The sequence below is a fragment of the Rhodospirillaceae bacterium genome (assembly GCA_002728255.1).
GTDB lineage: Bacteria > Pseudomonadota > Alphaproteobacteria > UBA7887 > UBA7887.
Map to the genome: position 1 here is coordinate 1 of PBWV01000041.1, position 19,029 is coordinate 19,029.

The window sequence follows — 19,029 nt, forward strand, 5'->3', positions numbered from 1 at the left end:
TCCCATTCAACAGAGTTGATTGCCTTTGCTGATTCTGATGGAATTATGCCAACGTCTGCCTGCCCGTTAGCCAAGCAACGTTCGAATGCGAGCATCCGGCTGATGCGTTCTTTGTCACTCCAGAGATTATCACCAAATTCGGTGCGAAATTGTGGTTCAATGATCATGAGATTGTAAAACTGGTTTTTATTTACTGGGAATGGGTTGCTGAAGGACGGGCTAAAACAAATTCTTTTTCATAGTTTTCTTCACCAGCGTAGAAACACTGTCTCATTGGCACCCTGCAAGTTTATGTTGAAAGTGTAGATGGCACAGCCTGCCTGTTTTTCTTGAAATTCCGCAATAAGGGTTTGCTTTCTATTGTCGTCGCTTATAAGAGAAATTAATGGGTCTTTATAAGTGTGTGCCTCATCAGAAAAATAAATTCGCGTTGTTAANTGATCTATCAANCCACGNGCAAACACATGTAAATTTATATGGGGCGCCTGAGGGAGGCCCCCGATNGGTTTTAAGGAACCAGGTTTNACGGTGTTAAACAGGAAACNTCCNTCCTCTCNTGTTCCAACTCGGGCGAAACCCATAAATGATTGATGTTTTTCACTTTGCGGTGCGAGAAAAGTACCTTCCGGNTCTGCCTGCCAGATTTCAAGCATTGCATCTGGGACAGGGTTTTGTTCTCCATCGTATACCTTGCCAGATATTTTAATTTTTTTGCCTGAGGGGCTTTTAAGAGAGTTGTCTGCGACTAGTGTGTATCCGTACTTTGACGATGTTAGGCAATAGGCAAAAAATGGGCCTATGGTCTGGGACGGGGTGGGCTTGGGCACGCTAATCCTCCCTGTAGGTCTGGTTTGGTCCACAGAGTACTATGTCAAACTTGTAGCCCAGTGCCCATCCTGTTTTTGTGATGCTCGAATCCCAGGTAGCTACAAGCTGGTCTCTTGCCTTTGGATTTTTGACTGATTGTAAAATTGGATCAAATTTCAAAAGAGGGTCCCCAGGAAAGTACATCTGGGTTATTAGGCGGGAGAGGAATGTATGCCCAAATAGTGAGAAATGAATATGGGCGGGCCGCCAAGCATTCGTGTGATTTCCCCAAGGATAAGCCCCTGGTTTAATGGTAGTAAATTGGTAGATACCCGCAGCGTTGGTGAGAGTTCTACCGCCTCCTGAAAAATTAGGATCGAGGGGGGCCTCGTGTGTGTCTGCCTTGTGGATATAACGGCCAGCAGCGTTGGTCTGCCAAATTTCTACCAACGCATCTGAGACAGGGCGATTTACAGCATCCGTAATTTTTCCGGTTATTATGATGCGTTCGCCTTGGGGTTCTCCCTGGTGTTGGGTGGTCAGATCGGCATCATTTGGGCCAATAGTTGAGTGGCCAAAAACTGGAGCGGTTACCTCCCCTATACCTAATGGTGCCAAAATAGGATCTTTTGAAGGCACTCGTTGCTGGGTAGAGCGGTAGCNAATAGNTGCCNCAGGNGTAANTGNNTTCGAGGNTTNTNCTGTATTANCNNGNTGAGATACNTTCGCCTTCATGATCCGCCATTTTCCTTGTTATCAGATATATGTTTTGCGGCGATATAACCAAAAGTCATGCCAGGTCCAAGAGTAATGCCAGGCCCAGGGTAAACCCCTCCCATGATAGAGTCCATGTCGTTACCGCAGGCGTAAAGGCCTTGAACTGGTTGGTGGGTGCTGTCCAGTACTCTTGCGTATTCGTCCGTCACCAGCCCAACGCTCGCCCCGATGTCACCGCAATAGATCTTTAGAGCAAAGAAGGGTGCTGTCTTTATCGGTCCGATGCATGGATTTGGGCTATGTTCAGGGTCNCCTAAATTTCTTTCGTAGGGGTTTTCGCCCTTGTTAAAATCTTTATCTTTGCCAGTTTCTGCATAGTGGTTATGTCTTTCCACCTGGGTCGACAAAGTTATTGGATCTAGATCTAATTTTTGAGCGAGTTCTCTAATTTCACTAGCCTGTTCGAGATAGCCATCTGCTAGGGCCTGTCGCAGGTTGGTTGCCTTCGGATACACCATGCCTAAACCGTATTTTTTAATGAAGACCGAATCGCAAATAAAATAGCATGGTATGCTGCCAGAGTTGTACATTGCTTTCCCAAAGAGGTGATAGTCAATTGCTTCACTCACAAACCTTTGTCCATTTTTATTAANTGCAATGAGGCCCGGCTTGCCCCTGTCCATTACAAAATGGGGAAATATAGCAGTTGAACCATCCTTTCGAGGTTTGACCGAGACAGGAGTCCAGAAAGAGTTTTCTGCGTGACCAGTACCAAGCTGACCACCAATATTTTGCGCCATTTGCACTCCATCACCTGTTATGGCCTCTGGTATCGGAGAATACTTGGCAGTGGGTTTGGGAAGCAGTAGTGGTCTGAGTTCAGGATGTCGAGAAAAGCCACCAGTCGCCAGGATGACGCCGTACCTGGACCGCAGTGTTTTAGAGCCACTTTTTGTCTCTATACGGACGCCAACCACAGTTTCGTTTTCAACTATAAGCGAAGTTACGTTGGTGTCAGTTAGCACAGGGACATTGCATTTTCTGAGGGAAACAAATAATCGGCCAACCAGGGCGTTGCCCATTACTAGTCGTGTCCCTCGATGGTGCATTAAACGATCTTTCAGATAACCGCCCACTAGCTTTAAGCTTTGTATGGTGGATTTAAGGGATCGTGAGGCTCCCAGTAGATGGCCAATATCTTCCCGGTTCACCATCATGCCGCCCAGTATGGTAAATTCCGGTAAGGGGTCTTTGATCAAAGAAAAATCTGCGCCCAAAAAACTCGCGTTAAACGGCAGAGGTTCAAGCGCTCTCCCCCGCAGGGTAGCGCCCGGTTCCGTGGAGAGGTAGTCGGGATGTTTTGGATAGGGTCGAAACTTCACGTGAGTTTGGGATAGAAGTTGGACCATATGCGGGCCGTTGTTCAAGAAGGCTGTATGCATGGCTGGGCGGATTCTGTTGCCAACAGTGTTTTTGAGATAGGTCTCCGCATTTTCTCGGCTATCGCCTGTTTGGGGCGAATGAATGGTGTTGGGAATCCAGACGGAGCCAGCAGACAGTGAGGTGGTTCCGCCAACTACGTCTGCCTTCTCTAAGATAGTGACAGACAGGCCCAGGAGGGAGCCAGTAAGAGCTGCTGTCATTCCAGCTGCACCGGATCCAACAACAATAAAATCAGTTGTATCTGTCTCCACACTTGTTCTCTTATATTAATTAAGCCTAGTGGGTCACGATGAGTTTGGTTTTTGTAAATTTATTATACCAGGAGAAAACGAATTTCGTTTTATAAAATGTAATCATGAGTTGCCAAAATTTAGTGCATAATTCTGAAGGGGGGAAGTTATGCGAGATTTTATGAAAGACCATTCTTCTTTAGGCTTAAATACGGCCACTTTGGGCCACAACGTTGACGGGGCCGGGGCCGGATGGTCACCTGAACAGGTTATCGACGGGTGCGCTCTTAGGGGATTCGGCGCCATATCTTGGTGGCGGAGGGAGGTGGTAGGAAGGGAATATGATATTGGGAGGCGGACCCGTGAGGCTGGAATGACTGTTTCTGGGCTTTGTCGGTCGCCATTTCTGGTTGGCCCTCTCGCAGAGGAGAGTAGAGTCACGATTTTGGACGATCTCAAACGAGCCATTGTTTCTGCTGCAGAATTAGGAGCGGAGTGTTTGACTGTTTGCGTTGGAGGAGTTGATCCGGATCATAAGAACATCCACGCTAGCCTAGACCAAGCTTCTTCTATTATTACTGACGTAGCAGATTTGGCAGGTGATTCAAATGTAACTCTCGCTATTGAGCCGCTTAACCCAGTATATGGGGCAGATAGGTCTTGCCTGGTGACCGTGCGAGATGCGATAGAATTCTGCAATAAAATCGGCCATCCTTCGCTCAAAATAGCTGTTGATGTCTACCATGTTTGGTGGGATTTGACNTTAGCAAGCGAACTCCNGAAGATTAATTCGAGTCGCGTAGCAGGTTTTCATCTTTGTGATTGGCTTTCCAACACCAGGGATGTTTTATTAGACAGAGGTATGATGGGGGATGGGGTTGCGGATCTTAAGCAGATAAGAAAGGCCCTGGAAGAGACTGGGTACAGGGGTTTTTGCGAGGTTGAAATTTTTTCGGAGGCGAATTGGTGGAGGCGAGATCCCAACGATGTATTGGATATCTGTGTTGAGCGTTTTAAGACAGTTTGTTGACGGCAGAGCGATGCCTTTATTGTAAGAGTGGGGAAACAATGGTTACTGAAGAGGGAGCTNNTCCAAAGGGAGATCCGAGTTTAGANTTTGCNCCAGCCGAAGTGAAAATAGAGCANTGTNCTGATGGGGGCATGATTTTGCGTTCGCCACAGCCGTTATTGAACTATGAGAGGCAGATAGGCAATGTTGTCCGAAAGGCAGATGCTGAAGTGCCTCAGCAAGTCTTTTTGGCGGAGAGAAAGGCCACAGGNGAGTGGAGGAAAGTAACCTTCGCTGAAGCCCGAAAAATNATTGATTCAATTTCTCAGTCGTTGCTTGATCGAAAAATGGGCCAAGATGATCCAGTTATGATCTTGTCCCAAAACAGTATTAATCACGCTTTGCTGGCCCTTGGAGCTATGCAGATTGGTGTACCCGTAGTTCCAGTCTCTGTGGCGTACAGCACTGTGAGTACGGATTATGCCAAATTAAAGCATGTAGTTGATCTTACCCGACCTAGACTGGTATTTGCGGAAAATTTTGAACAGTTTGCCAGTGCCCTGGCGACACTTGATAGCAGTTTGGAGGTAGCAAGTGTTGGGAGCTCAACGTCGTTTACCTCCTTCGGTGATCTAACTTCTGTGGTCCCTGGTCCTCAAGTAGAAGAAGCTTTTTCCAGGGTGGNTGCGGATTTTGTTGCTAAATATCTTTTTACTTCTGGCTCTACAGGTATGCCTAAAGGCGTAATCAACACTCAGAAAATGATTTGTGCAAATCAACAAATGATCGCTCAAACTCGAGTGTCCCTAGACCCCCACTTTCCAGTTGTTGTGGANTGGCTTCCCTGGAATCATACAATGGGGGGGAATGGAATTTTTAATTACGTGCTGTGGAATCAGGGGACTTTGTATATTGATGCGGGTCGTCCTCTTCCAGGAATGTTTGATGAAACCATTAAAAATTTGAGCGAGGTTTCGCCAACCGTATACTACAATGTTCCGGCAGGACTAAACCTTCTCGTTCAGGCACTTGAGAAGGACGAAGAGTTTTGCAGGANCTTTTTCAGGAATCTAACATTTATCGGGTATGGNGGTGCGTCACTTCCTCAGGATTTATGGGATAGAATTGAAGAGTTAGGGAAGAGGTTTGCGCCCAATGAGGTTGTGATAGTTTCTGGCTGGGGAGCAACCGAAACAGCACCCACTATTACTCAGGTCCATTGGAGAGATCCGATCCCGGGGGTAATCGGCTTACCCCTCCCTGGAGCGGAAGTAAAATTTTTACCAAATGGGAGCAAATTAGAGATGAGGGTACGAGGTCCCATGGTAACGCCTGGGTATCTTGGGCGGCCTGATCTAACACGTGCGGCATTTGATGAGGATGGTTTCTACAAAATTGGTGATGCAGGCCGCTTGGCTGATCCCGATGACCCAACGAAGGGGATCTTTTTTGATGGAAGGGTGTCTGAGAATTTTAAGCTTTCTACTGGTACGTGGGTAACTGTCGGTCCCGTGCGCATTAACCTTTTAGCGGCTTTATCTCCCTATCTGAGTGATGCCTTGATCGCGGGAGAAAATAGAGACTTCTTAGGAGTTTTGGCGTGGCCAAATGTGGATGCTTGCAAGGTTCATTTGGATGGTGGAGGAGAGGGCGTTGCCGTTGAGGATATCGTTTCTAACGAAAGTTTGAGAGAAAAAATTAGAGAATGCCTTACCCAATATAACAACCTAAACTCTGGAAGCAGTGTCCGGGTCCAAAGAGTCCTATTGCTTACTGAACCTCCCTCGTTTGATGGGAATGAGATCACGGATAAAGGCTATATCAATCAAAGTGCGGGTTTGCAGAGAAGGGCTAGTTTGGTACAAGCGTTGTTTGCGGAGCCTCCAGGAGGTGAGGTTATAGTGGCTTAACGAGCAGAGGGGATATTATTTGTCAACTCGCCAGGTATGGCCGCGGCGGATCACATCGTTTAGGTCAGCTCCACCGTTTTTGGCACCAGCAAGTTGGGCGTATACTTTAGCTTCATAAGTTTCACCGGGCTCGCTGTATAGAACGCCGATGGCCATTGGAAAATCAGGTGGCTGCATTGCGGCGAGTAGAGCCGCAAGAGTTGGATTATGTTCGTCGTGGGTTAAAACGTCCTTCTCTGTAATTCCTTCTTCTGCAATATTTACTACTTCAAGCCGGACTTTTACAGGATCAAACCTTAATCCTTTGTTATTGTCGGCGCCAAAAATCAAAGGCTTGCCGTGAACCGCCTTTACTTGTGTGTCGGCAGAATTTTCTCTTTCCGTAAAACTGGAAAAAACTTTGTCGTTATAGACAATGCAGTTTTGAAAAATTTCGACGAACGCGGTTCCTGGAAAAGAGCGGGCGCGTTTAAGAGTGCCCGATAGATCTTTTATTGCAGTGTCGACACCGCGCGCAACAAATTTAGCACCAGCTCCCAGTGCCAAAGTACATGGTACAAATGGGCTATCGATAGAGCCACCAGGGGAAGANGGTGAGCGGGTGCCNGGCCTTGAGGTTGGCGAATACTGTCCTTTGGTTAGNCCGTAAGTTTCATTATTGAAGAGGAGGATTTGAAAATCCACATTGCGCCTGAGGGCATGCATCAAATGATTGCCACCGATACTTAGGCCGTCTCCATCTCCCGTAATTACCCACACGTCTAGTTCAGGGTTCGTGAGTTTAATCCCTGTGGCAAAGGCTGGCGCTCTCCCATGAATGGTATGGAAGCCGTAGGTGGACATATAGTANGGCAGGCGAGAGGAGCATCCGATCCCNGAAACGAAGACAGTTTTTTCCTTCTGGGCACCNTCCTCAGCAAGTGTTCTTTGAACTGCTTTTAAAATTGCGTANTCGCCACANCCTGGGCACCAACGAACCTCTTGATCGGATGCAAAGTCTGTTGGTTTTAAATTTTCTATCTTCTGGGAAANAGTCATTATAATTTCTCGGTTTGAGATCGAATGGCGGCTAGGATTTCTTTCACTTTGAACGGCTGGCCTGTAATTTTATTTAGGCCTTCAGCAGGAACTAGAAACTTGCTTCGAATAATGTTTAACAGTTGTCCTGAGTTCATCTCTGGTATCAAGACGTTCTCATACTGACTGAGTAGTTCACCCATATTCTTGGGCATGGGATTTATATAGCGAAGGTGGATATGGGCAACGTTGAGGCCTTCGGTATTTGCTGTTTTAACCGCTTCCTCTATTGCCCCATAGGTGGAACCCCAACCTATTACAGCTAACTTTCCACTGTTCGGTCCTGAGGCAACATCTTGAAGNGGAATACCTTGCGATATGCCCTCGATTTTTTCAGCCCGGACCTTCGTCATGTGTCCATGATTTTCAGGGTCATAGGAAATATTCCCGGTATCGAAGTCTTTCTCCAGGCCTCCGATGCGATGTTCGAGACCTGGAGTTCCAGGGACCGCCCAAGCTCGAGCCAGTGTGTCCTTATCCCTTAGGAAGGGGTGAAATCCCTTTGTTTCTTTGTGAAATGAGACGGGGAAGGGGTTAAGTGTATCGATGTTTGGAAGCAACCAGGGTTCGGAAGCGTTAGCAAGGTATCCATCCGTCAGGAGCATTACTGGTGTCATGTATTTCGTCGCGATCCGCACAGATTCGATGGCCATCTCAAAACAATGGGCCGGTGAATGGGTCGCTAGGACTACCAGGGGGGTATCCCCGTTACGCCCGTAAACAGCTTGCCAAAGATCAGACTGCTCTGTTTTGGTGGGTAGTCCAGTTGAGGGGCCCGCCCGCTGGGAGTTTACCACTATTAGTGGTAACTCCGTGGCAACTGCCAGACCTATGGCTTCAGTTTTAAGTGCGACACCTGGTCCCGCGCTGGAAGTTACCCCGATTGCCCCTGCATAGGACGCCCCAATNGCGGAGCAGGCTGCGGCAATCTCATCTTCGGCNTGGAATGTAACGACGCCTTGTTCTTTAAGGCCTGCCAAAATATGCAAGAGGTTAGAAGCCGGAGTTATTGGGTATGAGGCAAAAACGAGTTTGAGTTTAGCTAGTTGGGCGCCCACGGCTAGACCCCAAGCCAGGGCTTCTCCTCCGGTTACTGCTCTATATTCACCTGGTTCAATATTTGCTTTTGGAACAGAATAGCCATGCCGATGGTCAGGTAACTCCGCAGTCTCACCGTAGGCGTGGCCGGCATTCAGAGCTGCCACATTTGCATCGGCCAATTCGGGCCGTGATTTAAACTTTTCGTTCAGCCATTTGGCAGTTGGGGTTCGATCGCGGTTATACATCCACATCATTAGCCCAAGAGCCCACATATTTTTGCAGCGTAGTGATTCCTTCTGGGTCAGTCCAAAAGGCTTAACAGCGGCTTGGGTCAACTTTGACATGTCTACTGCGAGGACTCGATATCCCTTTAGAGAGTGGTCTTCCAGTGGATTAGTCTCGTAGCCAGCTTTCCGCAGNTTTTTATCGCTAAAAGAGTCACGGTCGATGACTATCAGTCCTCCTGGATTAAGATCGCCTACGTTAACCTTGAGAGCTGCAGGGTTCATGGCAACTAAAACCTCGGGCTCATCTCCAGCGGTCAGAATTGGTTGCGCTGAGAAGTGAACCTGGAATGCAGAAACGCCAAAAGTCGTACCAGCGGGTGCACGGATTTCGGCAGGGNAGTCAGGGAAGGTGGCTAGATCATTTCCAAGCAAAGCACTGGAAAGCGTAAATTGGCTGCCAGTGAGTTGCATCCCATCACCAGAATCTCCAGCGAATCGGATTACCACCGACTCTCGGCTTTGGCGCATCCCCTCGGAGAAATCTTGGGAGCCAGAAACGCTATTGGCCATGAAATATCCTGCGGGCTAGTTGGTCAATTATCTCTGTTGTTCGGTATCGGTTACGGTGTAGGGTATATACAGCATATTTGCGTGTGTACATCTCTAACATATTGGTACTAAATGGCAATTTTCCAACCCCTTAATAATCCTGAGTTGCAAAAAAAGGGTAGCGTCCTGTGTTACCACAGNTCACAGTGGACTGTTGGATATGGCTAACTTGATGGGCCAAAGGACCCGGTTTGGCTGCTTTCATTTAATCAGCGCCTAACCACATATTGTATGACACTGAGCGGACAGGTACCACGTGGAATAGATGCTGTCTATAGTTAGTGGAAGGTTTTTAACTTAAAGGGCAAAACAGGCTTGTTTTTAGGTCTTATTCTAATGTTGACTNTGGTTNCTGGTAATCTTGTATANCCCNGATAATTGATTAATTCCTGTAAGGAGGGACCCATGGATAAAGGATCTATTGAAACCGCAGCNCGGNTTTTGCTGGAGGCACGGCAAAATCATTCTCATGCAGCCTTGTTGCCCGATTCGTGCAGGCCGAGCAACTCTGCAGAGGCATATGAAATCCAGGACCAGCTTTCCCAAACGCTAGGGTCCGCTGTGATTGGGTGGAAGGTTGGTGCAACAAATGCGAAGGCGCAAGAAACCCTAGGCACTGATGCGCCGTTTAGTGGAAGGATGCTAGATAGCATAACCTTTGATAGCCCCGTTTCTCTAAAGTTTAATGACTTTTTTTCTCCGGGTATCGAAGTTGAAATGGCCTTTCGNCTTGGTAAAAATTTAAGCTCTGGCAAATCCTATTCATTGGATGATGTGAGGGNATCTGTGGAGTCTATGTATGGGGCAATAGAGGTTATTGATAGCCGATACGAGGTGGGCCTAAAGGCGGGAGTGCCCCACAATATCGCAGATAATGGTGCTCACGGAGCATTCGTTCTGGGTCGAAAAATAGAGAATTGGGATACGATTGATCGGCTGAGTATTCCAGTCAAGTTACTCATTAATGGGGAGGAATTTAGTACAGGGGTGTCATCAAATGCGACCGGAGCAGATCCTTTGGAGTCCGTCGTTTGGTTGGCCAATGATTTGTCCGCTCGAGGCATTAGCTTAGTTGCGGGTGAGATTATTACTACCGGGAGCTGCTGTGCAGCTGTAGCTTGGCCTGGCCAAGGCGATAGCATCAAAGCGGAGATTGGTTCTAGCGGAACGGTGGAAATCAAATTCGACTAAATGTTCGTAATAAACAACTTAATCAACGGAATTTATCTGGAGTTGCAATATGGCTCTTCTTAAGGCGCTGATACAGGATCGACAGCTGTTGATTTCCTCACTTATCCAGTACTCGGCGGACTACCATGGTGAAAATGAAATCGTCACCCGAAATAATGATGGCACCATACACCGGACAACCTATGCTGAAGTTTACAAGAGAACCCAGCAACTTGCNCATGCATTAGAGGGTATAGGCGCTGAGCAAGGGGATAGAATAGGCACAATTTCATGGAATAGTTATAGGCATCTTGAGGTCTATTACGCCAGCTCAGGAATGGGATGCGTTTGCCATACCATAAACCCGCGACTGTTTGAGGAACAGTTGATTTATATTATGAACCATGCGGAAGATAAGTTTCTGTTTGTGGACCCCACCTTTATGAGCCTAGTCGAGGGCCTTCACACAGACTTAAACAGCGTTAAGGGTTTCATAGTTATGTGCAATGTGGAGGAAATGCCGGAAACGACTCTCGCAAATGTGTANTGTTATGAAAGTCTGCTAGAGGGTTGCGAGCCCCATTACGAGTGGCCCCAGTTTGATGAGAATACGGCCTCCTCCCTATGCTACACCTCAGGAACTACGGGAAATCCAAAAGGCGTACTATATGGGCATCGTTCAACAGTGCTACATAGTTGGTGTGCCTCATCTGCCGATGGGCTTGGAATACGGAATGATGATAGTCTATTGGTCATAGTTCCAATGTTCCATGCCAATGCGTGGGGCACTCCCTACGCCGCTCCCATGTGGGGGGCCAAGATGGTTTTTCCAGGTCGTTATTTGGATGGGGAGTCTCTAGTAGAACTCATTCAAAAGGAAGGGGTGACTTTGAGTGCGGCCGTTCCAACTGTCTGGCTCGGAATCTTGCAGTATTTAAAGAAGTCTGGGAAAGGTCTGGGTTGTCTGGAACGGGTGGTTATAGGTGGAACAGCTGCCCCACCTGTGATGGTAAGAACACTTCAGGAGGAGTACGGAGTTCGAGTGTGTCATGCCTGGGGGATGACAGAAATGAGNCCTTTAGGGACCACNGGAGTTTTGAAAAAGACGGCGGCTAATTTGCCGAAGGAAGAACAGTATAAGCTCCAGGAGAAGCAGGGTAGGGGATTGTTTGGCGTAGAGATGAAGATTGTGGACGGGTCGGGCGTTGAACTGCCCAGAGATGGCGTAGCCTTTGGTAATTTGTTGGTGCGTGGGCCATGGATTGCAAAAGAATATTTCAAAGGGGAAGGTGGACAAATTTTAGATGACGATGGTTGGTTTGATACAGGCGATGTAGCCACGCTGGANAGTGAAGGNTATATGCAAATTACNGACCGTGCGAAGGACGTAATTAAATCGGGNGGCGAGTGGATTGGCTCTATTGAGCTTGAGAATGTGGCTATGGAGCATGAGGCGGTGGCTGAATGTGCGGTAATTGGAGTTAGTCATCCCAAGTGGGATGAACGCCCGCTTCTGGTAGTAGTTAAAGAACCCGATGTNGAGGTTACTGCCNNTGAATTGATTGATTTTTATAGTGGAAAAATTGCGAAGTGGTGGACCCCAGATGACGTTGTNTTCATTGAAGAGTTGCCNCACACTCCGACCGGNAAAGTTTTAAAAACAAAGCTCCGAGAGATGTATGCGGAATATGTTCTTCCAACGGCCTCCTGAATCGAGACTTTGTCCGTAATGGTACTTTTTTCTAATGAGTGTTTATGGTCAATCAAGAGTAAAATGGTTCTTCTTGGTCCGCTCGATCCCGTAAATAGTGGCTGGGAATAAAGCGATCTCCGAAGCCTTGGGCTAATAAATCGCACTCCTTAACGAAGGCTTTCAGACCAATTGTGTGAATAAGAGAGAGAACCCCGCCCGTGTGTGGCGCAAAGGACCATCCGAAGACAGAGCCTATATCTGCATCTTCTGGGCTACTTATTACATTCTCTTCGAGGCAACGGACTGCTTCAAGAGCTTGGATGTAAAGGAGACGCTTTTTGATGGTATCAGTTGTAAGGGTCTCTGAATTAGATTTTGTGGCGACTAGTTGAGAAAGTTTTGGCCAAAGGTATCGCTTCTGGTTAGCGGGATACTCATAGAATCCTTTATCGGATTTTTTCCCCATTCTGTGCTCCGTATCGACCATTTGAGAAATTATTTCTTCACCAGGCAATGGAACGTAACTCGTCCCTAAATCCAACTTCCTCTTTCTAGCGATGCATTGGATAGATTTGAGAGATATTTCATCTGCTGCCGCAAGAGGGCCAACAGGCATTCCACTAAGTAATGCTGCGTTTTCAATCAAAGCTGGGGAAACTCCTTCTGTTAGAAGCGCGAGCCCCTCCTGAACGTAAGTTTCAAATACTCTATTTACGTAAAAACCAGCAGAGTCATTTACTACTATCGGAATTTTTTTGATCAGCTTGACATAGTCAATCGCAGTAAAGAGAGTTTCGTCAGAGGTTTCCTTTCCAACTACAATTTCAACTAATTTCATTCGGGTCACTGGAGAGAAAAAGTGTAGTCCTATAAATTTTTTGGGATCAGAATAATTTGGTGTAAGGCTTGAGAACGGCAGCATTGATATNTTGCTCGTGAAAAACACNTCTNGGNNAACCTTTNCTTTAGTATTTTGAATTNTATCACGCTTTTCCTCTGGATCTTCATAAGCNNCCTCAACAACTATTTGGACACCAGCTAAATTAGAGAAATCTGNTGTAGGTTGTATATTNTGGAGCATTTGAGTTTTGGATAATTTGGNGTCCAGTGCTTNACTGGCCCCCTNTNCNATAAGTNNTGCTATTTNANTCTTNNCCTGTTGAGCTTCCTCATTGGTCCTGCCTACCANTACAACCGTTAGGCCGGCGCANACGGATGCATGGGCGATACCAGNTGCCATCGTCCCGGCACCTATGATGCCCACCGTTTCAAATTGTTTCTCATGGGTGCCTGTAGGCCGGCTGGGGAGCCTATCTGCCCTATTGATGTTAAAGTGTGTGGTACGCACCATATTTTTAGCGACGTCGCCGAGTAGAATGTTGGCAAACCATCGGGATTCTATTCTGAGACCCGTATCAAGGGGCACTTGAAGTCCTTCATACACACACGATAAAATAGCCCTATGGGCGGGGCAATTTCCTCTAGTTTGCTTATGTGCTCTGGCATTGGAAATAGTCAAGGCGGCCGTTCCTTGAGCATCCCATAGTTGGGGACCTGGGATTTTAGAGCCTTTTTTATCCCAAGGCTTTGACAGATCCAATGGTGAGGCAGAACACCAGTCCTTGGCTTTTTCAAGCAATGTTTCTCCCGGCACTATATCGTCGATTAGTTTGTGTTCGAGTGCTTCTCTCGNGGTCATTGTGGAAGCGTCGAGTAGCAATTCGTTTGCGCACTGTATGCCAACCATTCGTGGGATACGCTGCGTACTTCCGCCTCGAAGGGCAAGGCCATAGTTTATTTGTGGGAACCCAAAGCGAGCTTGGATGTTGTTGGAGGAGACTCTATGGTGACAGGCAAGACAAAGTTCAAACCCGGTCCCCACTGCTGTTCCGTTTATTGCAGCAACAAATGGTTTGGATGAGGTTTCAATAGCTCGAGTAATTTGATGCCAAGACGCACAAAATTCCATAATCGTTTTCGCATCNGGGAGTTTCATTANCTCCTGCAGATCATCTCCTAGGTGGAAGTGTGGGTTNNCCGACGTAATNACAACGCCTGAAATTTCGTTATCAGCGATAGATTTTNTAACAAACTCCGAAAAAATATTTGTAGACTCGGTATTCCAAAAATTTCCCTTCCCGCGCATATTCCAGGAAATTACAGCGAGCCCATTTTCTGCTTCATATTCGATCATTAAGTTTTTCCACTCGGCCTATGGGCCTGGTGTTAGGTTAGCTTTTGGATTCTTTGAAGGGGGNACGCGATCTATGTCTTCATACCCGTTCAATAATAGTCGCAGTTCCCATTCCAGCTCCGACGCACAACGTCGCTAGCCCCGTGACCAAATCTTGTCGTTCCATTTCATCTAAAAGAGTTCCGAGTATCATAGCTCCGGTTGCTCCGAGGGGGTGTCCCATGGCGATTGCGCCACCATTCACATTAATTTGGTCGTGAGAAATTTGAAGCTTCTCCATAAAGCGCAGGACTACTGCCGCAAATGCTTCGTTCAATTCAAATAGCTCTATATCCGAGGTCTCCATGCCAGCACGGCGTAGGGCTTTTTCGCTGGCGTGGCTTGGTCCTGTCAGCATGATTGATGGCTCGGTGCCGACCGAAGCAAAGGATCGTATTCTTGCCCTGGGTATTAGGCCAAGCTTGCTACCAATCTCTTTTGTTCCAACCAGAACAGCAGCGGCACCATCCACTATTCCTGATGAATTTCCTGCATGATGGACATGGTTTATTTGCTCCACCTCAGGATAGCGCTGGATCGCAACATCATTGAATCCTGTTGAAGAGCCATGCTTTTCAAAAGAGGGGTTGAGAGAGGCCAAATTTTGCATAGTTGTATTGGGCCTCATGTGCTCATCTTTTTCCAGTATAGATAATCCATTTTGATCCTCTACAGGAACAACTGACCCCGCAAAATGACCGGCTTCCCACGCAGTCCTAGCCCGTTTNTGTGACTCGACGGCATAGGAGTCGACATCATCTCTGCTGTAACCATATTTTGTAGCAAGTAAATCTGCAGAAATGCCCTGGGGAATAAAGTAGGTCTTAAATGCAACGTCGGGATCTAATGGCCAGGCACCTCCGCTAGATGACATGGGGACGCGGGACATAGACTCAACCCCTCCACCAATCGACAAGTCGGCTTGTCCAGACATAACTTGGCCGGCGGCCATATTCACGGCCTCCAGACCTGATGCGCAGAAGCGATTTATTTGAACTCCTGAGACAGATTGATCGTAGTCGGCGTAGAGAACCGCCAGCCTTGCGATATCAGCGCCCTGGTCGCCAACAGGCTCCACGCAACCCAAGACGACGTCATCGACTTGCTTAGTATCTAAATGATTGCGTTCCTCGAGAGCTCGAAGTGTTCCTGCCGCTAGTCGGATGGGGGTTACCTCGTGCAGTGCNCCGTCTGNCTTTCCCCGGCCGCGCGGAGTTCGAACTGCGTCGTAAATGAAAGCATCTGTCACCTTGGTCTCCTCTCTAGTGGCTCGCTGGCTGTTACAAGTCTCTGCTGATGAGTTCTTTCATTATCTCAGAAGTTCCGCCGTAGATCCTTTGAATTCTAGCATCGGCCCATGCTCGAGCAATTGGATATTCCCACATATAGCCATATCCACCATGTAATTGAACACAATCATCAAGGACCCGGCTCTGAATTTCAGTGGTCCAGAGTTTGATCATGGCACCGGTTGTGGCGTCCAACTCCCCCTTAGTGTGCAGCTCTAAGCATCTGTCCAAGAAGGCACGTGCAGCCGTTATATCGGTTTTAATTTCGGCTAGCTTAAACCGAGTATTTTGAAACTCGGCGACGGATTTACCAAACGCTTTCCTTTGTCGGGTATACTCGATAGTCCATTCAAGTGCCGCCTCGCACGAAGCGACAGCGCCGATGGCTATAACGAGGCGTTCTTGGGGAAGCTCCTGCATTAGCTGTTTNAAACCGCCACCCTCNTCACCAAGNATATTGGTGCGTGGTACCTTGACATTATCAAANAAGAGTTCCGAGGTATCTTGGGCCTTCAAACCTGTTTTCTCTAANTTGCGTCCTCGGCTGAATCCCTCGCGGTCTGATTCCACAAGTACTAGGGTTGTNCCGCTCGCTCCTNGATCTGGNTCTGTTTTTGCCACCACNATTATGAGGTCCGCGTTATGGCCATTTGTGATGAAGGTTTTCTGGCCATTAATTGTGAGTTCGTTTCCGGTCTTTATTGCGGATGTCTTAACACTTTGTAGATCGCTCCCGGTTCCAGGTTCGGTCATGGCTATTGCCGTGATTACCTCTCCTGAGGCCATTTTAGGCAGCCAATGTTTCTTTTGCCCCTCAGATCCGTAGTGGAGTAGATAGGGGGTTACGATATCTGTTTGAAGCGAGAACCCAGGCCCTGAGGCTCCTGCCCTTGCTAGTTCTTCTATTACTATGGTGGAGTGGAGGAAGTCGCCGTTTGGTCCGCCATATTCTTCTGGGACCGTACAGCAGAGCAACCCCAGCTCTCCGGCCTTTTGCCAGGCCTCTCTAGGCACGATCCCCGCCTTCTCCCAGTCAGGGTGGTGAGGCACTATTTCCTGAGCAATGAAACGGCGAGTTGCTTCTCGGAACGTATTGTGTTCAGAAGTAAACATTGGCCTAGGTAAAATTGGAGTAGTGTCCATGAGGGGATCCTATATCCGTCCTACTATCCTTAGCAATGCTGCTATTTTTAATGCAGCCCTTGGCTGTCCTAGGTGAGGTACTCATCAAACAGGGAAATCGTTCTTCTCCACGCTAGGTCTGCAGATTCTTTGTGATAGGGTGGATATCCAAGTCGGTTAAATCCGTGCTCAGCTCTCTCGTATAGGCGAGTACTTATATTGGGGTTACTGGATATCCCGTTTTCAATTGCTTCACGAGATGCGGATGGTACCCGCGGATCGTTTCCAGCGAAATGTAGAAGTGTCGGGCAGGTCACTTGTTCTACCTCCTCCAAGCAGCTCTCAATATTGACGCCATAGTAACTTACCGCAGCATGTATTTCGTTCCGTGCGGCACATAAGAACGACAATTTGCCACCCAGGCAAAATCCCACCGAACCAACAAGCCCTGAGCATTTGGGATGATTGCGAAGACTTGCTATAGCAGTGCCTAGGTCTTCTACCAACTGATCCACATCAAGTTTCTCATTGAGTTCCCGGGCCATTTTCAGTCCATCTGGGGTGTAGGGGAGATAACGGTCTGGGTGGAGGCGCCAAAATACATCTGGCGCAATGGACAGATACCCTTCTTCCGCAAATCGATCAGCAACATCCCTGATGTGTTCGTTTGAGTTGTAGATTTCAGGAAGGACTATTAGCCCTGGCGCCCTTGGGTTTTGTGGCACAGACAAGTACGCCGAAAAGGATCCAGTCTTCGTCTCAATTGTAACTATGCTCTTCATATTTATTTAAGAAGTTGGGAATTTTGGTTTGATCGGGACCATGTCGGCGTACGGATGTGCTTGTTCAAAAATACTGCAAGCAGAAATTACTTCGGCTTCGCCACGAGGCCGGGCAACAACCTGAAGTCCGACAGGCTTGTTGGTCTTAGTAAAACCGCACGGTATGGATGCTGCTGCGCAACCAGTTAAGGTAATCATACCGCAGATCATAAGCCAATCTATGTATCGCTCTAATTTAGTTCCATCAATCTCAGTGGGATACCGCATTGTGCCATCAAATGGAGGAACCGCCGCTGCGGGACATAAGAGCAGATCATATTCGTCAAAAAAGGTAATCGCTCTCTGAAATAATTGGCCCCGGGCGTGGGTTGCTGAAGCTATCTGTTCCCCTGACATTTGCAGTCCGGCCTCTATGTTCCAAATAACCTCAGGTTTCAATAGTTCACGCTTATCCAAGAAATGTTGCCTGCCTGCAGCAAACAATTGTGCTCTTAGCACATGAAATATTTCGTCAGCTCCTGTGAAGTCTATGCAGGCTTCTTCAACCGCTATCCCCATGTCCTGAAAAGATTTGGCTGCTGCTTCGCAAAGTTTTGCCACTTCTGGGTCTACTGGCAAAAATCCAAGATTCGGACTGAAGGCAATTTTGGTTGGCTTGGTGGGATTTGAGGCGGCTTCGGCAAACTGGGTTTCCGGAGAGGGTAGTGATATGGGGTCACGAGCATCTCTTCCTGCCTGCGCATCCAGCATAAGGGCCACATCAGCTATATTTCTGCCCATAGGACCATCAACACTCAAGTCATTAAAGGAAAGTGCGGAGGGTCCGTGGGCCACTCGACCAGGGCTTGGTCTTAGTCCCACTACCGAACAAAAGCTGGCGGGGTTTCGGAGGCTGCCTCCGAGATCACTTCCTGTAGCCAGCCATACTTGTCCGGCAGCGAGTGCTGCTGCAGATCCACCTGACGATCCACCTGCAGTCAGGCCCGTATTCCATGGATTGTGTGTGTGGCCAAAAACTTCATTGAAAGTATGTGACCCCGCGCCAAACTCTGGTGTATTTGATTTTCCAATTACCACGGCGCCGTTGCGTTCCAAGCGCTCCACTAAATAATCCGAGTGGTCGGACACGTGGTCCTCGTATATGGGAGAACCGAATGTAGTTCGTACACCTTCTACTTCAACCAGGTCCTTTACTGCAATTGGTAGGCCATAAAGATAATGTGGTGGAAGGTCTGACGGCGTCTCTTTCAAAATCCTTTGTGCATTCTTGCGGGCTCGGTCGATGCACAAGGTTGGAATAGCATTTATGGCAGTATTAGTCTCTTGTATTTGTTCTTCTGCAGCATCAATGAGCTCGAGGGGAGACACCTCTTGTTTCTTCAGAAGCGTGACAGCTTCCCTGGCAGAAAGTTTAACGAGTTCGTTCATCGATTAAATCTCCAAGTGGTTTGTAACGGGTTTCGCCGACTGTATTTTCTTGATGCCGGTACTTGTTAGAATAACTTTTTAAGTAAACAACAATATCATCGATCTATATCAAAGCGCTAATAGCGGCTTCCACGCCTCCTGGCTCATAAGGGATTTTTTGCTTTTTTAATGTCATCTCCACCCCAGCAAGGGTCCCAAGGATCATGGGTTCGTTTAGGTCTCCCAGGTGGCCAATTCGAAAA

At 47.7% G+C, this 19,029-nt stretch carries 15 protein-coding genes; 4 read left to right on the forward strand and 11 right to left on the reverse strand.

The window, feature by feature from the left end:
- Nucleotides 1-248: 248 nt before the first annotated feature.
- From pcaG to CMM32_10045, 3 genes are all read right to left on the reverse strand, one after another.
- On the reverse strand, nucleotides 249-833 hold the full coding sequence (pcaG, locus tag CMM32_10035; GenBank protein ID MBT07232.1) for a protocatechuate 3,4-dioxygenase subunit alpha: 585 nt from the start codon (nucleotides 831-833) through the stop codon (nucleotides 249-251).
- The gene (gene pcaH, locus CMM32_10040) at nucleotides 829-1,542 is read right to left on the reverse strand and encodes a protocatechuate 3,4-dioxygenase subunit beta (GenBank protein MBT07233.1); all 714 of its coding nucleotides are present in this window, start codon (nucleotides 1,540-1,542) and stop codon (nucleotides 829-831) included. Before pcaH ends, pcaG begins: the two co-directional genes overlap by 5 nt.
- Nucleotides 1,539-3,167 (reverse strand): FAD-binding dehydrogenase, encoded by a 1,629-nt coding sequence (locus tag CMM32_10045; GenBank protein ID MBT07234.1) that lies wholly within the window; start codon nucleotides 3,165-3,167, stop codon nucleotides 1,539-1,541. The genes pcaH and CMM32_10045 overlap by 4 nt, the downstream gene beginning before the upstream one ends.
- Before the next feature lie 199 nt (nucleotides 3,168-3,366).
- Here CMM32_10045 and CMM32_10050 point away from each other — a divergent pair, with 199 nt between their 5' ends.
- Together CMM32_10050 and CMM32_10055 are read left to right on the forward strand one after the other, a co-directional pair.
- Complete coding sequence (locus CMM32_10050) at nucleotides 3,367-4,227, forward strand: xylose isomerase (GenBank protein MBT07235.1); 861 nt, start codon at nucleotides 3,367-3,369, stop codon at nucleotides 4,225-4,227.
- Nucleotides 4,228-4,265: 38 nt separating this feature from the next.
- Nucleotides 4,266-6,116 carry a hypothetical protein gene (locus tag CMM32_10055; protein ID MBT07236.1) on the forward strand — a complete coding sequence of 617 codons (1,851 nt, stop codon included), beginning with the start codon at nucleotides 4,266-4,268 and terminating at the stop codon, nucleotides 6,114-6,116.
- 15 nt (nucleotides 6,117-6,131) lie between these two features.
- Here CMM32_10055 and CMM32_10060 read toward each other — a convergent pair whose 3' ends face one another.
- Both CMM32_10060 and CMM32_10065 read right to left on the reverse strand, forming a co-directional pair.
- Nucleotides 6,132-7,154 (reverse strand): 2-oxoacid:ferredoxin oxidoreductase subunit beta, encoded by a 1,023-nt coding sequence (locus tag CMM32_10060; GenBank protein ID MBT07237.1) that lies wholly within the window; start codon nucleotides 7,152-7,154, stop codon nucleotides 6,132-6,134.
- Nucleotides 7,154-9,031 carry a 2-oxoglutarate ferredoxin oxidoreductase subunit alpha gene (locus tag CMM32_10065; protein MBT07238.1) on the reverse strand — a complete coding sequence of 626 codons (1,878 nt, stop codon included), beginning with the start codon at nucleotides 9,029-9,031 and terminating at the stop codon, nucleotides 7,154-7,156. Before CMM32_10065 ends, CMM32_10060 begins: the two co-directional genes overlap by 1 nt.
- A gap of 444 nt (nucleotides 9,032-9,475) precedes the next feature.
- Between CMM32_10065 and CMM32_10070 the strand changes: the two genes are divergently transcribed.
- Together CMM32_10070 and CMM32_10075 are read left to right on the forward strand one after the other, a co-directional pair.
- Nucleotides 9,476-10,261, forward strand: a complete 786-nt coding sequence (locus CMM32_10070; protein ID MBT07239.1) for a hypothetical protein — start codon at nucleotides 9,476-9,478, stop codon at nucleotides 10,259-10,261.
- A gap of 49 nt (nucleotides 10,262-10,310) precedes the next feature.
- Nucleotides 10,311-11,951: a long-chain fatty acid--CoA ligase gene (locus tag CMM32_10075; protein ID MBT07240.1), complete on the forward strand. Its 1,641-nt coding sequence runs from the start codon at nucleotides 10,311-10,313 to the stop codon at nucleotides 11,949-11,951.
- Between the two features lie 52 nt (nucleotides 11,952-12,003).
- Here CMM32_10075 and CMM32_10080 read toward each other — a convergent pair whose 3' ends face one another.
- The 6 genes from CMM32_10080 to CMM32_10105 form a co-directional block, all read right to left on the reverse strand.
- On the reverse strand, nucleotides 12,004-14,127 hold the full coding sequence (locus CMM32_10080) for a 3-hydroxyacyl-CoA dehydrogenase (GenBank protein MBT07241.1): 2,124 nt from the start codon (nucleotides 14,125-14,127) through the stop codon (nucleotides 12,004-12,006).
- A 79-nt stretch (nucleotides 14,128-14,206) separates the two neighbouring features.
- Nucleotides 14,207-15,415 (reverse strand): acetyl-CoA acetyltransferase, encoded by a 1,209-nt coding sequence (locus CMM32_10085; protein ID MBT07242.1) that lies wholly within the window; start codon nucleotides 15,413-15,415, stop codon nucleotides 14,207-14,209.
- Between the two features lie 31 nt (nucleotides 15,416-15,446).
- The gene (locus CMM32_10090; GenBank protein ID MBT07243.1) at nucleotides 15,447-16,583 is read right to left on the reverse strand and encodes an acyl-CoA dehydrogenase; all 1,137 of its coding nucleotides are present in this window, start codon (nucleotides 16,581-16,583) and stop codon (nucleotides 15,447-15,449) included.
- Between the two features lie 83 nt (nucleotides 16,584-16,666).
- A complete protein-coding gene (locus CMM32_10095) occupies nucleotides 16,667-17,359 on the reverse strand; it encodes a carboxymethylenebutenolidase (GenBank protein MBT07244.1) in 693 nt (230 codons plus the stop codon).
- 6 nt (nucleotides 17,360-17,365) lie between these two features.
- On the reverse strand, nucleotides 17,366-18,787 hold the full coding sequence (locus CMM32_10100) for an amidase (protein MBT07245.1): 1,422 nt from the start codon (nucleotides 18,785-18,787) through the stop codon (nucleotides 17,366-17,368).
- Nucleotides 18,788-18,890: 103 nt separating this feature from the next.
- On the reverse strand, nucleotides 18,891-19,029 hold a 139-nt coding region (locus tag CMM32_10105; protein ID MBT07246.1), incomplete at its 5' end, for a serine--glyoxylate aminotransferase.

Coding starts and splice junctions, on each gene's coding strand:
- CMM32_10095 (MBT07244.1), bottom strand. CDS start 17,359: ATGAAGAGCATAGTTACAATTGAGACGAAGACTGGATCCTTTTCGGCG.
- CMM32_10100 (MBT07245.1), bottom strand. CDS start 18,787: ATGAACGAACTCGTTAAACTTTCTGCCAGGGAAGCTGTCACGCTTCTG.